This window comes from Campylobacter lari, assembly GCF_004357905.1.
Classification (GTDB): domain Bacteria; phylum Campylobacterota; class Campylobacteria; order Campylobacterales; family Campylobacteraceae; genus Campylobacter_D; species Campylobacter_D lari_D.
Genome location: NZ_SMTT01000003.1, coordinates 84,481 through 97,645, shown reverse-complemented (window position 1 = coordinate 97,645; position 13,165 = coordinate 84,481). Strand labels below are relative to the sequence as shown.

Here is a 13,165-nt window from a genome sequence, read left to right as displayed (position 1 = left end):
GTGTGGATGAGAATATTTTAAAAAGTTTAGATTCTAGTGAAAAAGAAAACTTACAACAAGGATTAAAAGCCTTAATAGAGCAAACCTATGTTATAGAAAATGAATATAAGCAACTTAATGAAAACTACACTGCATTAAGACAAATGGTAAGTGAGATTATAGAGGTTTTGCCTATGGCTTTGTGGATTTTAGACGCAAATAAAAATATTATTTTGCAAAACAACCTAGCTACACAAAAGCCAAAGCTTTTAGAATGCATTGATCTTGATAAAACACATTATGAGCTTGAGTTTGATCATAAATTTTATCTAATCAAAATCACCTCTCATACTGATAAACTTATAGTAAATGCAACAGATATTAGTGATGAAAAAAGAAATGAAAGGTTAGCTAGCATGGGAACAGTTGCAGCACATCTAGCGCATGAAATACGCAATCCTATAGGTTCTATTTCTTTATTAAGCTCTACTTTGTTTGAAAGAAGTGAGTTAAAAAATAAGCATATAGTTTTAGAAATCCAAAAAGCAATTTCAAGAGTAGAGCGTATTGTAAATTCTACTTTACTTTTTACAAAAGGAGTACATGTTAATTTAAATGAGTTTAATTTACAGGAGTTACAAGATGAGTGTGAGCAAGCTATTGGAACTTATAATTATCTAGCTAATATCGATTTTAAATTTGAATTTTTAGATTTAAAAATCAATGCAGATAAATCTTTACTTGCTTTAGTTTTGCAAAATTTACTTTATAATGCCATAGATGCTATTGAAGAAAGCGAAAATGATGATGGTTATATAAAGGTTAAGTGCGAACAAAAAGAAGATAGGGTTTTTATTAAAGTTTATGATAATGGTGTAAGTATCAAAGATAAAAAAATGGTTTTTGAGGCTTTTAAAACAACTAAATTAAAAGGTAATGGTTTAGGTCTTTCTTTATCAAAACAAATTATTGATGCGCATAATGGAGTTTTAGGTTTTGATGAAAATCCAAAATGTTTTTTTATAGAGCTTAAAATTTAAGCTCTATAAAATAAATTTTTTCTTAAAATAATAAAAATATTTGTCCTCATAGCTCAGCTGGATAGAGCGCAGAATTCCTAATTCTGAGGTCGCAAGTTCAAACCTTGCTGGGGACACCATTTCAAGGAAAAAGATGTTTCATATAGTCTTAGTTGAACCTCGCATACCACAAAATACAGGAAGTATAGGCAGAATGTGTTTTAATGCAGGTTTTGCTTTACATATTATCAATCCACTTTTTAGTATTGATGAAAAGGCAGTTAAAAGAGCAGGACTTGATTATTGGAAAAAATTAAATCCTTTTTTATGGGATAATTTAGAAGATTTTTTAAAAGAGTATGAAAAATTTCAAGATAGATTTTTCTTTGCGACAACTAAAACTACTCAAGCTTATTTTGATGTAAATTATCAAAAAGGTGATTTTTTATTTTTTGGAAGTGAAAGTTTTGGTTTGCCTATGGATTTAATGCAAAAAAAATGGGAAAATACTATTACTATACCGATGAAAGATTGTGGTAGAAGTTTAAATTTAGCTACGAGTGTGGGTATAGTGAGCTATGAAGCTTTGAGGCAAAATTTTGCCTCTTTTGAAAAATTTTAATGATTTAAAACTTGATTTAAAAATTCTTTCAATCTTTCATTTTTTGGGTTTTCAAAAGCTATTTTAGGACATTCATCTACTGCTATAATGCCTTTATCCATAAAGAAAATTCGATTAGCTACATTTCTTGCAAATCCCATTTCATGTGTAACTACAAGCATGGTTAGACCTTCTTTAGCTACTTCTTTCATGATATTTAAAACCTCACCTATCATTTCAGGATCTAAAGCTGAAGTTGGCTCATCAAATAAAATCACATCAGGATTCATCATTAATGATCTTGCTATGGCAATACGCTGTTTTTGTCCACCTGAAAGCTTATGAGGAAAATAATTTTCTTTATCACTTAGGCCAACTTTTTTGAGTAATTCTCGTGCTTTTTTTACTGCTTCATCTTTACCCATGATTTTTGTTTGTACTGGCACTAGGCATAAATTTTCCAAAACATTTTTATTATTAAAAAGATTAAAATGTTGAAATACCATGCTTACTTTTTGTCGAATTTTATTGATATCTGTTTTTTTATCAAGTATATTGATATTATTGATATAAATATTACCACTATCTGGTGTTTCAAGTTTATTTAAACAGCGTAAAAAAGTACTTTTTCCACCTCCGCTAGGCCCTATAATAGCAATAATATCACCTTTATGTACTTCAATGCTAATATCTTTTAAAACTTCTAAATCTCCATATTTTTTAATCAAATTTTCTATTTTAATCATGTTTGTTTAATCTCATTTCTATAAATCTTGCAATCAGTGTTAAAATTTTAACGCTTACATAATATACAAGCCCTGTAAAAATAATAGGTTTAGGGTTGTAATAAATTGCTTGTAAGCTTTTACTTTGCATGGTAATATCCATAACGCTAATATAGCCCACTATTGAAGTTTCTTTAAATAAAGAAATAAATTCATTCATTAAAGAAGGTAAGATATTTTTAATCGCTTGCGGAAAGATGATTAGTCTCATAGAAGCAGAATAATTAAGCCCCATTGCTCTTGATGCTTCCATTTGTCCTTTGTCTACACTTTGAATTCCACTTCTTACGATTTCAGCTACATAAGCAGAACTATTAAGTCCAAGTGCGATAATAGCTACATAAAAATTATCACTCCAAGTAGCAAAAATCACTACTGAAAAAATCAAAAGCTGTAAAAGCAGAGGGGTTCCGCGTATAATGTCTATGTATTCATCTATGATGAAATTTAAACTTTGGATTTCTAAAAATCTTAAAAATGCTAGGAAAAAACCAAGTGCTATTCCTATTAAAATTCCACCCACTGTTAAGCCAAGTGTTGTGAAATAACTATGAACATAAGCTTTGGCTTCTATAGTATAAGCATATTCTCCTGTAGCTAAGCCATTTTGATCTTTAACTTGTAAAATTTCAATAGGAAATGAAAAATAAGCCCAAAAAACAATAATGGCAAAAAATACAAAAATTTTCATCGTATTTTGTTTCAATTTAAACACCTTATAAAATTTTAAAAAAACTAAGTGTATAAAAATTAAGTTTTCTTTTTACTTAAAAGCATTTTTATGTGTTTTTTTGGTAAATATCGTGAGTTAAATTTTCACATAGCTGTAAAAAATAAAATAAAATTAATATAAAATTATATTTTTTTGTAGCAAATTCATTTTTTTATGATAAATTTACACTCGATTAAATTATAAAAAGGAGATAAATATGGATTTAATATCCCAATTTGTTGGCTTTGTAAATAATCAGTATTATTCCATTTTGGTTATTTTGCTTATTATTGTAGGGTTTTATTATAGTTATTTGACGGGTTTTGTGCAATTTCGAATGCTTCCTTATGTGTTTGACATTTTGACAGAAAAGCAAGAAAAACATGAAAAACACCATATTACTCCTTTTCAGGCTTTGATGATTTCAACAGCTTCAAGAGTTGGTATAGGAAATATTGCAGGTATTGCAGTAGCGGTTGTTTTGGGCGGACCTGGTGCTTTGTTTTGGATGTGGGCTATGGCATTTTTTGGCGGCGCTTCGGCTTTTGCAGAAAGCACTTTAGCACAAGTTTATAAAAGTCGTGATGGAAAAAGTTTTAAAGGTGGCCCTGCTTATTATATTAGTAAAGCTTTAAATTTAAAATGGCTTGGTGCTATATTTGCGGTGATTTTAATCATTACTTATGCTTATGGATTTAATGGACTTCAAAGTCAAACTATGACTTCAGCATTTGAGTTTTATTATAAAGGTATGGTTGATGCTAGCGAAGTAAGTTTTTCGCAAAGTTGGTGGCCTATTGTAATAGGGGCTATTTTGGCTATTTTTGCTGCTTATATGTTTTTTGGTGATCATACTAAAATAGGTAAAGTAAGCTCGGTCATCGTTCCTATTATGGCGATGATTTATGTTGGTTTATCTATTATAGCGATGTTTATGAATTTTGATAAAATTCCTGAAGTGTTTTCTATGATTTTTAAAAGCGCTTTTGATTTTGAAGCTATTTTTGGTGGATTTGCAGGTTCTGCTTTGGTTATAGGTATAAAAAGAGGATTGTTTTCTAATGAAGCAGGTATGGGTTCAGCACCAAATGCAGCAGCTTCTGCTCTTACAACTCACCCTGCAAAACAAGGGGTTATTCAAGCATTTTCTGTATTAATTGATGTGATTATTTGTACAAGTTCAGGATTTTTAGTGTTATTTTCACTTGCTTATGCTAATAATATTGGTGTAGACGGTAAGCCTATTTTAACAGCACTACCTTTAGTACAAGAATCCATGAAAGAATATTATGGAAATCTAGGTGTACATTTTACTACTGTTAGTATAGTTTTATTTGCTATTACTTCTTTGATAGGAAATTACTATTATGCTCAAGCAAATATTAAATACCTTACTCAAAATCCTATTATTATTAATCTTTTTAAAGCAAGTGCCGTGCTTATGATTTTTATTGGTGCAAATATGGATTTAAAATTTGCATGGGATTTAGCTGATACTACTATGGCGTTTATGGCTACGATTAATATCATTTCTATTTTATTGCTTGGTGGTATAGTGAAAAAGGTATTAAAAGATTTTAGCGAGCAAAAAAGACAAGGTAGAGATCCAGTGTTTAGCGCTTCAAAGCTTGGTATTAAAAACGCAGAGTGTTGGGACTAATGATAGATTATATTATTATTGCTTTGTTTATAGCTTTTATGGTTTTTCTTGTGTTTGGCTTTAACCGCCAAATGCAAGAAAAAGCTAAACAAAGAGAAGAAAAATTAAAAACAAAGAAAGATTTTAAAAAAAATAGGTAAAATACACTAAAAAATTTTTAAAAAAGAGTGTAAAATGAAATTGTTAATAGAAATAGGCACAGAAGAACTTCCTGCTATTCCTTTATTAAAAGAACTTCCAAATATTACTAAAAAATGGGAAAAGATTTTACAAGAGTATCATTTAGAATCTGAATTTAAATTTTTCTATACTCCTAGAAGATTGGTTTTTATCCATGAAAATTTTAAAGAAAAACAAGATGATTCTTTTGTGGAATTTATAGGTGCACCTAAGGCGATAGCTTATAAAGATGGAAAGCTTACTCAAGCAGGATTTAGCTTTTTAGAAAAAAGTGGTTTAAAAGAAGAAGAGCTTGAATTTAAAGAAATTAAGGGTAAAGAAGTATTGTATTGTCAAAAACAAGTACAAGGCTTGCAAAGCAAAGCAGTTTTAGCTCAAATGATCGAGGCTTTTTTAAAAAGCTTGAGTTTTGGTAAAACTATGAGATGGGGTGATGGTAGCTTTGAATTTATTAGAGCTATCCGCTCGCTTTGCTGTATTTTAAATGATGAATTGATTGAGTTTGAAAGTTATGGCGTTAAAAGCGCAAAAAGTACTTTTGTGCATAGAAGTGTTAGTTATGATTTGATAGCTTTTTCAAATATTGATGAGTATCTTAAGACTCTAGAGCAAAATTATATTATTTTAGATCAAGAACAAAGAAAAAAGCTTATTATTGAGCAGTTAAAGACACTTGAAAAAGAAAATGATATTACTATTGCAGAAGATGATGAGCTTTTAGCTGAAGTTGTAGCTATCACAGAGTATCCAAAGGCATTATTAGGGCATTTTGAAAAAGAGTATTTAGAAATCCCAAGCGAAGTGATAATTACTTCTATGAGAGAAAATCAACGCTATTTTGCAGTATTTAAAAACAATACTCTAAGCAATCATTTTATTGTAGTTTCTAATGCGGTTTGTGAAGATTATTCTAAAATCATTAATGGAAATGAAAGAGTTTTAAGAGCAAGATTAAGTGATGCAATGTTTTTTTGGAAAAATGACTTAGCGCAGGGTTTAAATAATGATAAAATAAGCCAAATGGTTTATCTTGAAGGACTTGGAACCTTAAAAGATAAAATTATTAGAGAACAAAAAATTGCTACTAAGCTTTGTGAAGTTTTTGCTAATACTCAAAAAGATGAAATTTTAAAAGCTATAGAATACTCAAAAGCTGATCTAAGTACTCAAATGGTGTATGAATTTACTGATCTTCAAGGCATTATGGGATCTTATTATGCTAAGGCTATGGGTATGAGCGATGAGCTTGCTTTGGCGATTAAAGAACAATACCTTCCAAATGGCGATAATTCAGCTATGCCAAGTAATGAATTTAGTTCTATTGTAGCTTTGGCTTATAAATTTGATACACTCGTGGGGCTTTTTTCAATGGGGAAAATCCCAAGTGGTACAAAAGATCCTTATGCTTTAAGAAGAGCAGCAAATGGTGTTTTAAAAATTATTCTAGCTTTAAATAAAAATTTTGATCTTAAGATATTTTTAGAAACAATAGCTAGTGAGTATAAAAGCTTTGATTTGAAAATTTTATTAGACTTTATCTTAGAGCGCTTATATACTTTTTATGAGGTTAATGCTTCTTTTGTTAAAGCTGTGCTTAGCTCTAAAACTTATGATGTTATTTATATTGATTCTTGTATTAAAGCTTTAATACAAAGTGCAAATAAGGCAGATTTTAGTCAAAATTTTGCTACTTTTAAGCGCTTGGCAAATATTGCAATATTAAGTGAAGTTCAAATTAATGAAAATTTGTTTAACACTCAAGAGGAAAAAGATTTATACCAAGCTTTTATGCAGTGTAAAACAAAAGAAAATAACACCCAAGAGCTTTTAGAAAGCCTTTTTGCACTAAAACCACAAATTGATGCTTTTTTTGATAAAGTAATGATTAATGACAAAGATGAAAATATTAAAAACAATCGTCAAGCTTTAGTATGTGCAATTTATCGTGAGTTTTTAAAAATAGCTGATATTAAAGAGCTTAGTGTATGAGAAAAATTCTTTTTTTACTTTGTTTTTTGGTATTTGCATTAGAAGCTAGAGAGATTGAGCTTGTAAAAGGGCAAGTAATTTTTTTAGAATTTGATAAAAATAATTTTTTACAAATTAGCTCAAATTCTAAAAAACTTCCTTTTTTTGAGTATAAAAATAAAGTCATTGTTAGTATAGCCATACCTTATAAAAATCCTAAAGATAGAAAATTAATAGCTGAATTTAAAGATAATTCCAAAGAAGAAATTAACATAAAATTTAGCGAAGGAAACTATAAAAAAGAATTTTTAAAAGTTAGTGCTTCTAAGGTTAATCCACCTAAAGAAACACTTGATCGCATTAGCAAAGAATATCAAGAAGCTATTAAGGTTTATAATACTTATACTAATATGGCTTTATTTGAAGGCAATTTTACATACCCTTTAGAAAGTAAAATTACAAGTGCTTTTGGAAAAGCAAGATTGTTTAATGATACTCTTAAAAGTTATCATAGCGGAACTGATTTTAGAGCAGCAAGTGGGACAAAAATTTATGCTAGCAATGATGGTATTGTAAGGATTGCTTCAAATCGTTATTATGCAGGAAATTCAGTGGTAATTGATCATGGATATGGGATTTATTCTCAGTATTATCATCTATCAAAACTTAATGTAAAAGTAGGACAAAAGGTAAAAAAAGGTGAGCTTATAGGTTTGAGTGGAGCTAGCGGTAGGGTTACAGGGCCACATTTGCATTTTGGAATTTTAGTTAATGGTGTGCAAGTTGATCCACTTGATTTTATAGCCAAATTTAATGCTTTATAATGATAGTTTTTAGCGAGTTTTTTCAAAATTGGATTGATAAATATTACTCCCAAGCTGTGAGTGTTGGTAAAAATGGAGATTTTTATACCGCAGTTAGCGTGGGAAATCTGTTTGGAACACTCTTAGCTAATCATTTTTTAAAACTTATAGATGATAAAAAGCTAATTTTACCGGTTGAAGTTGTAGAAATAGGGGCAAATGAAGGGCATTTAATGCTTGATTTTATACAAGCTCTATACACTCTTAGGGCCGATATTTTAGAGCAGATTGAGTGTTTTATCATAGAGCCACATGAAAAATTAAAATGTGTTCAAAAAAAACTTTTTGATGAGTATGATTTGGATGTAAAAATTTATAATTCTTTAGAAGAATGTCATTTTAAAAACGCCTTTTTTTACGCTAATGAATTATTTGATTGTTTTGCGTGTGAGCTTATAAAAGATGGAACAATGGCATATGTTGATGATGATTTAAACATTATTTTTAAAGCTATGAATGAAGATCTTTTAAAAGAATGTGAAAAATATTCTATCACTAATAGCGAGCTTTGTATTTCTTATAAACCCTTTTTATCCAAATTAAAACAAACCTGTGAAAAACTAACTTTTGCGTGTTTTGATTATGCAAAAAAAGAAGAAAAAATTAGTATTAGAATGTATAAAAATCACCAAGTGTATAATCTTTTTGAAGAAAACTTAAAAGATTTTTTTGCTAAAAGCGATATTACATATAATGTAAATTTTGATCATTTTTTACAAGTTTTAAAAGAAGAGGGCTTTGAGGTTTTAGAATATAAAAATCAAAATCAAGCCTTAATTGATTTTGGCTTAGAAGAAATTATCGAGCAAGTTAAAAATATTAACCTCCAAATTTATAAAAACTTTATCAACCAAAGTAAAAATTTGATGTTTAACTTTGGCGATAAGTTTAAGTTTTTAGAATTTAAGCTTTAAAATCACTGCTTGTAATATCAAGCCCAAAGCCTTTTAAGCCTATAAATTCTTTATCGGTATTTTGACTTAGAAGTTTGATTTTTGAAATTTTTAAATACCTTAAAATTTGCGCTCCTATGCCATAATTTTTAAATTGTATGTTTTCTTGTTTTTCATTTTTCATGAAAATGATTACACCACCTTTTTGACTTAAAAATTCAATCTGTTTTAATAATTCATTAAATTTATTAGAAGTTAGAAGCTCAAAGTCGCTTCCACTAAGATAAAATTTAACATTCTCACATTCTTTCAAAGTGCCAAAGCTAAAAGCTATGTGTTCATTTTCATTGTGATCTTTAAAAGTCATTTTTTTAGCTTTAAAACCTGCTAAAATACTTTCTTCTTCTTTAATTAAAGAAATCAAACTTTCATTTTTTAAACGATACTCGATTAAATCTGAAATAGTAATCATATTAATATCATGTTTTTTGCAAAACTCAAGCAAATCGCTTCTTCTAGCCATATCTCCATTATCTTTAACAATTTCACATATTACGCATGCTTCTTTTAATCCTGCCAAACGACATAAATCCACTGTTCCTTCTGTATGGCCCGTTCTTTCTAAAACTCCACCTTTTTTTGCTATCAAAGGATTAATATGTCCAGGACGCACAAAATCACTCGCCTTTGCATTATCATCAGCAAAAATTTGTATAGTCATATCTCTTTCGTAGGCACTTACTCCTGTTGTTGCATTTTTTGCATCGACAGTGATAGTAAAAGCTGTTTCGTGATTTGATGTGTTTTTAGGTACCATTAAAGGTAGTTCAAATTTTTTAGCTAAGTTCTCACTTAATGCTACACATACCACACCTCTTGCGTGAGTGATGGTAAAATTTACTTTTTCTTGTGAGCTAAATTGTGCAGGGAAAATCAAATCCCCTTCATTTTCCCTATCTTCTGCATCCACCATTACCAACATCTTACCATCTTGAAGTTCTTTTATAGCTTGTTCTATACTTATATATCCCATAAAATCATTCCTTGAAAATATTTTAAAAATATTATAGCATTTTTCTTGACATTGTATAAAAAATAATATATAATATCACTTTTAATTTAAATAAAAAATTTCTATTGGGGTATCGCCAAGCGGTAAGGCAACAGGTTTTGGTCCTGTCATTCAGGGGTTCGAATCCCTTTACCCCATCCACTTCATATGATGCCGCGAAGTAGAGCAGTGGTTAGCTCGTCGGGCTCATAACCCGAAGGTCGGGAGTTCAAATCTCCCCTTCGCAACCATTATATAAAAATAATTTATAATCTATTTCAACAGATGTTTTTTAGCAATATTGAAATCAAATTAATTTAAAATTTCTAAAATTATTGAAATTTTAAAAATACAATACAAAGAATAAAATAGATAAAATATATTTAACAAGAATAAATGGCGAGTTTAATAGGCGTATGATTTATTAATTAATATTGCACATGCTTTGTATTTTATTGTAAAAATGTAAAAAAATGATATTTTTTGCTAAATAGGTAATGTATTAAAATTTTTAGAGTGCAAGAAAAAACAATATTGATTTAAAGTCTAACAAATAAAAATATTTCTTAATTGATGAAGTGCAAATGAGGAGACTTTATATTTTAAAGTTGGATATAACAAGATAGTATTATAAGCTGCTAACTACTTAATCATTTCTTGATTAAATTCTTTAAGATCTATAAATAATAAATCTTTATAATGATTAGCAAATGCTTCTTTTAAGGTTTTATTAAATATTTCATTATGAATATTCATTCTAAGATTCTTTAGATAAGTATAATAATGAGTAGTATTAAGTTCTTTAAATAAAACATTCATAGTTTTTTAAATTCACAGCCATTATCTGTGAGTATACTAAATTCTTTTATGAGTATTATTAGTTTTTAAGATAATAACAAAACTTTTAAGATATGCTAGTATATCTTGTCTTTTTAGGAGATAAAGCTACAGTATAATCAATTCTTGTAACTAAATCTATCATAGTAAGTATATATTTTATTTTATTATCGACATATTTTATAGTATCTATTGCCCAAGTATTCATAGGAGTTGTTTTAAGATTTTTTTAGTTATCTATTTTTAACTTTCTCTTGTAGCTTTTATTTTGGCCTAGATAATTAATTCTTGTAAGTGTTATTCTCATTTTATCTTTAGAGATGATTCTTCCTATGGTGGAAACACTAGGAGGTAGGCTTTAAAAAATAATACAATCTTTCTTTATCTAAATTTATATAAATATGCCTAAGTCTTTTAATATTTAAAGTAATTTCCAAATCAAAAGAACTTCTTATATTTTTTACTTTAGTGTATTTTGTATTTAGGGTATTTAAATTATCATTATTTTTGTGATAAATTTCTTGTTTTCTAAAAAGTATCTTTTTATCTATATTAAAAGCTTCTAAAGTAGCTTTTAAATTTTTATTTTTTGTTCTATTATTTTATGTTTTATTTCAAAAATATAACTATATTCTCTTAATTTAGCAAATCCTTTTATACATCTAAATAAATAATCTGTTTGGATAAATATTCCTTAGTTAGTTTTATTAATCAAATATTTCTTGATTGGTAAATAAAAGATAGTAGTTTTATTAACTAAGAAAGTGCCAAATGTGTTCGAACTTGTGTGATAATATTTTATCTTGATGTTTTTAATCTTCACATTGAAGCAATACAAAATAAGTATAAGAAATTAATTTTAAAATATTTTGTATAATTATTCTAAGGTTGATTAACCATATTGTAGCAATTATTATATTATTGTAATAATAATCAAGATTTATTTAATGATTACTCTTTCTTTTTTATGAGTCATTAAATGATATAAGAATAAATTATACTCTTGTTTTCTAAGTTGATAACATGAAATAAAATTTATTTTATACTCTTCTTGAATATTAAAGATAATAAACATCTAACCACTGCAATAATCTTTAAAAAATATTGATTAAGTTTGATGTTGAAATAATGTATGCCGTACTGCCTTCTATATAGTATGAACTACAAGTAAAATTCTTTCTTTTTTAAAAAATATAATCTTCTTCATTGCTTGATTGATATAACTAAGCCATATTTATATGTAAATCACTGATTTGGTCTTGTTAAAACCAACTACAATGAAGCTTAAAATAAATATAGCAGTTTTGATTTTTAAACATTTGAAGAAATGGAATAAAAATCCTGAAAAAATTATCAATTATTTTAAAATAATTATAGATAAACATGACAATGAGATAAATATATAGTATTAATTTTAAAATCCAATTTTATACAAATCCAACATAATAAAGATTTTCATCACTTAGTTATTTTAAACAAACAATTGCGTTAAAAAATGAAATCATAAATAATGCTATGAAAAATATATCAAACTTATAGGATAAAATTTTTAAGTAAAAAACTATAAATGGAGTGCGGTTGTAAATATCAAAGAAACTACACCAATGAATGATTTAGAAAATCTTTTTTAAACACTTTTAAAAATACGGCTTTTAATGCCATTAAATAGCAATCACCGTGATGAAGAAGAGAAGAAGCAAGATAAGGTTTTCAAAAGAAGCACCTTTTCTTCTCTAAATAAAATGCACCTTATAGGTGCCATATGTTTTGTGCTAAAATGGGTGCGGGGGCTGTCTGAGTGCGTAGCACGGAGCACGGACAAAGTCTGCCGCTTAATATTAAGATTAAACAGATATATCTAAAAGCTGATCTTTTTTATTGTCTGCTTTATCTGTATTTGTAGAATTACTTTGTTCTTCTTTTTTAGCTTCAGCTTCTACTTTTTTTGTATTATCATTCTCAGCTTTTTTTTCTTGTTCAAATTTAGCTTCTTCAAGTTTTAATAGTGGTTTTGCTGTATAACGCAAGCTTGTATCAATAACTTGATTACAACATTGAGAATATACTAATCCCATCATTATCCTTTAGTGATTTATACAAATACCTAATTTAGCACAAGCTTGATGCTGATAAATAGGCTGATGTATTGTCTGGCAATTATGAAAATTTTCACAAGTTATACTTCTATCTTGTTGTTGTGAATTATTAAAATTTTTCTTGCTATGATAACTATGATTTAAAGCTAAAGCAACGCTAGATAATGAAGTAATAACTGCTAAACCTAAGATAATTTTTTTCATTTTTGAGCCTTTCTATGATTATTTTTGATATATGAATAATTATAAAAGTCAAAAAATTAATTTAATATTAAATAAGAGAAAAAACAAAAATTTGCTTAAATATTGAAAAAATTACTCAACTTTTTTTGTTTTTTCTCTCGCGTATGCGTATGTATTTTTTTATATATTTTTTAAAAAAAGAAAGGCTGTCTGAGTGCGTAGCTGTAAGGGGTATTTTAAAAAGAATATGTAACTATCTATAGCTTTAAGGTTTGGAGGATGGTTACATAGAAAACTTAAATAATTTTATATAATTACATAAATATTTTATAGGAGTG

At 27.8% G+C, this 13,165-nt stretch carries 13 protein-coding genes and 3 tRNA genes; 10 read left to right on the top strand and 6 right to left on the bottom strand.

The genetic code is table 11. The features are described from left to right. The first annotated feature begins 2 nt into the window (after positions 1-2). The 3 genes from E2O22_RS03675 (at position 3) to E2O22_RS03665 (ending at position 1,620) form a co-directional block, all read left to right on the top strand. The gene (locus E2O22_RS03675) at positions 3-1,019 is read left to right on the top strand and encodes a fla regulon two-component system sensor histidine kinase FlgS (RefSeq protein ID WP_133319273.1); all 1,017 of its coding nucleotides are present in this window, start codon (positions 3-5) and stop codon (positions 1,017-1,019) included. Positions 1,020-1,061: 42 nt separating this feature from the next. After that, a tRNA-Arg gene (locus E2O22_RS03670) sits at positions 1,062-1,138 on the top strand. Positions 1,139-1,152: 14 nt separating this feature from the next. Beyond that, entirely contained in the window at positions 1,153-1,620 is a 468-nt protein-coding gene (locus E2O22_RS03665) for a tRNA (cytidine(34)-2'-O)-methyltransferase (protein WP_133319272.1), read from the top strand. Here E2O22_RS03665 and E2O22_RS03660 read toward each other — a convergent pair. Both E2O22_RS03660 and E2O22_RS03655 read right to left on the bottom strand, forming a co-directional pair. Continuing rightward, complete coding sequence (locus E2O22_RS03660; RefSeq protein WP_133319271.1) at positions 1,617-2,345, bottom strand: amino acid ABC transporter ATP-binding protein; 729 nt, start codon at positions 2,343-2,345, stop codon at positions 1,617-1,619. The two genes, E2O22_RS03665 and E2O22_RS03660, sit on opposite strands and share 4 nt — an antisense overlap. Further along, on the bottom strand, positions 2,338-3,090 hold the full coding sequence (locus E2O22_RS03655) for an amino acid ABC transporter permease (RefSeq protein ID WP_133319270.1): 753 nt from the start codon (positions 3,088-3,090) through the stop codon (positions 2,338-2,340). The genes E2O22_RS03660 and E2O22_RS03655 overlap by 8 nt, the downstream gene beginning before the upstream one ends. A 223-nt stretch (positions 3,091-3,313) precedes the next feature. Here E2O22_RS03655 and E2O22_RS03650 point away from each other — a divergent pair, with 223 nt between their 5' ends. From E2O22_RS03650 to E2O22_RS03635, 5 genes are read left to right on the top strand one after another with little or no spacing between them, the layout of a single operon-like run. Further along, positions 3,314-4,756: an alanine/glycine:cation symporter family protein gene (locus E2O22_RS03650; protein ID WP_133319269.1), complete on the top strand. Its 1,443-nt coding sequence runs from the start codon at positions 3,314-3,316 to the stop codon at positions 4,754-4,756. Continuing rightward, positions 4,756-4,896, top strand: a complete 141-nt coding sequence (locus tag E2O22_RS07925) for a hypothetical protein (RefSeq protein WP_164717489.1) — start codon at positions 4,756-4,758, stop codon at positions 4,894-4,896. Before E2O22_RS03650 ends, E2O22_RS07925 begins: the two co-directional genes overlap by 1 nt. 34 nt (positions 4,897-4,930) lie before the next feature. Next, the gene (gene glyS / locus E2O22_RS03645) at positions 4,931-6,925 is read left to right on the top strand and encodes a glycine--tRNA ligase subunit beta (RefSeq protein WP_133319268.1); all 1,995 of its coding nucleotides are present in this window, start codon (positions 4,931-4,933) and stop codon (positions 6,923-6,925) included. Continuing rightward, positions 6,922-7,728 carry a peptidoglycan metallopeptidase Pgp3 gene (gene pgp3, locus E2O22_RS03640; RefSeq protein ID WP_133319267.1) on the top strand — a complete coding sequence of 269 codons (807 nt, stop codon included), beginning with the start codon at positions 6,922-6,924 and terminating at the stop codon, positions 7,726-7,728. The genes glyS and pgp3 overlap by 4 nt, the downstream gene beginning before the upstream one ends. 2 nt (positions 7,729-7,730) lie before the next feature. After that, a complete protein-coding gene (locus E2O22_RS03635; RefSeq protein WP_318529543.1) occupies positions 7,731-8,681 on the top strand; it encodes an SAM-dependent methyltransferase in 951 nt (316 codons plus the stop codon). On the opposite strand, the gene E2O22_RS03630 is transcribed toward E2O22_RS03635, so the two are convergent. Next, the gene (locus E2O22_RS03630; RefSeq protein ID WP_133319265.1) at positions 8,671-9,693 is read right to left on the bottom strand and encodes a bifunctional 3,4-dihydroxy-2-butanone 4-phosphate synthase/GTP cyclohydrolase II; all 1,023 of its coding nucleotides are present in this window, start codon (positions 9,691-9,693) and stop codon (positions 8,671-8,673) included. The genes E2O22_RS03635 and E2O22_RS03630 overlap by 11 nt on opposite strands. 105 nt (positions 9,694-9,798) lie before the next feature. Between E2O22_RS03630 and E2O22_RS03625 the strand changes: the two genes are divergently transcribed. Continuing rightward, positions 9,799-9,873: transfer RNA gene (locus E2O22_RS03625), tRNA-Gln, on the top strand. 13 nt (positions 9,874-9,886) lie between these two features. After that, positions 9,887-9,962 (top strand) — tRNA-Met (locus E2O22_RS03620). Between the two features lie 653 nt (positions 9,963-10,615). On the opposite strand, the gene E2O22_RS07920 is transcribed toward E2O22_RS03620, so the two are convergent. The 3 genes from E2O22_RS07920 to E2O22_RS03610 form a co-directional block, all read right to left on the bottom strand. Further along, the gene (locus E2O22_RS07920) at positions 10,616-10,756 is read right to left on the bottom strand and encodes a hypothetical protein (protein WP_165955267.1); all 141 of its coding nucleotides are present in this window, start codon (positions 10,754-10,756) and stop codon (positions 10,616-10,618) included. Positions 10,757-12,392: 1,636 nt separating this feature from the next. Next, positions 12,393-12,623, bottom strand: a complete 231-nt coding sequence (locus tag E2O22_RS03615; RefSeq protein WP_133319264.1) for a hypothetical protein — start codon at positions 12,621-12,623, stop codon at positions 12,393-12,395. Between the two features lie 9 nt (positions 12,624-12,632). After that, positions 12,633-12,848 carry a hypothetical protein gene (locus E2O22_RS03610; RefSeq protein WP_133319263.1) on the bottom strand — a complete coding sequence of 72 codons (216 nt, stop codon included), beginning with the start codon at positions 12,846-12,848 and terminating at the stop codon, positions 12,633-12,635. Positions 12,849-13,165 lie beyond the last annotated feature (317 nt).

Bases quoted from the DNA above. Each gene is read 5' to 3' on its own strand.
- E2O22_RS07920 (WP_165955267.1), bottom strand. From the start codon at position 10,756: ATGAATACTTGGGCAATAGATACTATAAAATATGTCGATAATAAAATA.
- E2O22_RS03610 (WP_133319263.1), bottom strand. From the start codon at position 12,848: ATGAAAAAAATTATCTTAGGTTTAGCAGTTATTACTTCATTATCTAGC.
- E2O22_RS07925 (WP_164717489.1), top strand. From the start codon at position 4,756: ATGATAGATTATATTATTATTGCTTTGTTTATAGCTTTTATGGTTTTT.
- glyS (WP_133319268.1), top strand. From the start codon at position 4,931: ATGAAATTGTTAATAGAAATAGGCACAGAAGAACTTCCTGCTATTCCT.
- pgp3 (WP_133319267.1), top strand. From the start codon at position 6,922: ATGAGAAAAATTCTTTTTTTACTTTGTTTTTTGGTATTTGCATTAGAA.
- E2O22_RS03650 (WP_133319269.1), top strand. From the start codon at position 3,314: ATGGATTTAATATCCCAATTTGTTGGCTTTGTAAATAATCAGTATTAT.
- E2O22_RS03615 (WP_133319264.1), bottom strand. From the start codon at position 12,623: ATGGGATTAGTATATTCTCAATGTTGTAATCAAGTTATTGATACAAGC.
- E2O22_RS03665 (WP_133319272.1), top strand. From the start codon at position 1,153: ATGTTTCATATAGTCTTAGTTGAACCTCGCATACCACAAAATACAGGA.
- E2O22_RS03630 (WP_133319265.1), bottom strand. From the start codon at position 9,693: ATGGGATATATAAGTATAGAACAAGCTATAAAAGAACTTCAAGATGGT.
- E2O22_RS03660 (WP_133319271.1), bottom strand. From the start codon at position 2,345: ATGATTAAAATAGAAAATTTGATTAAAAAATATGGAGATTTAGAAGTT.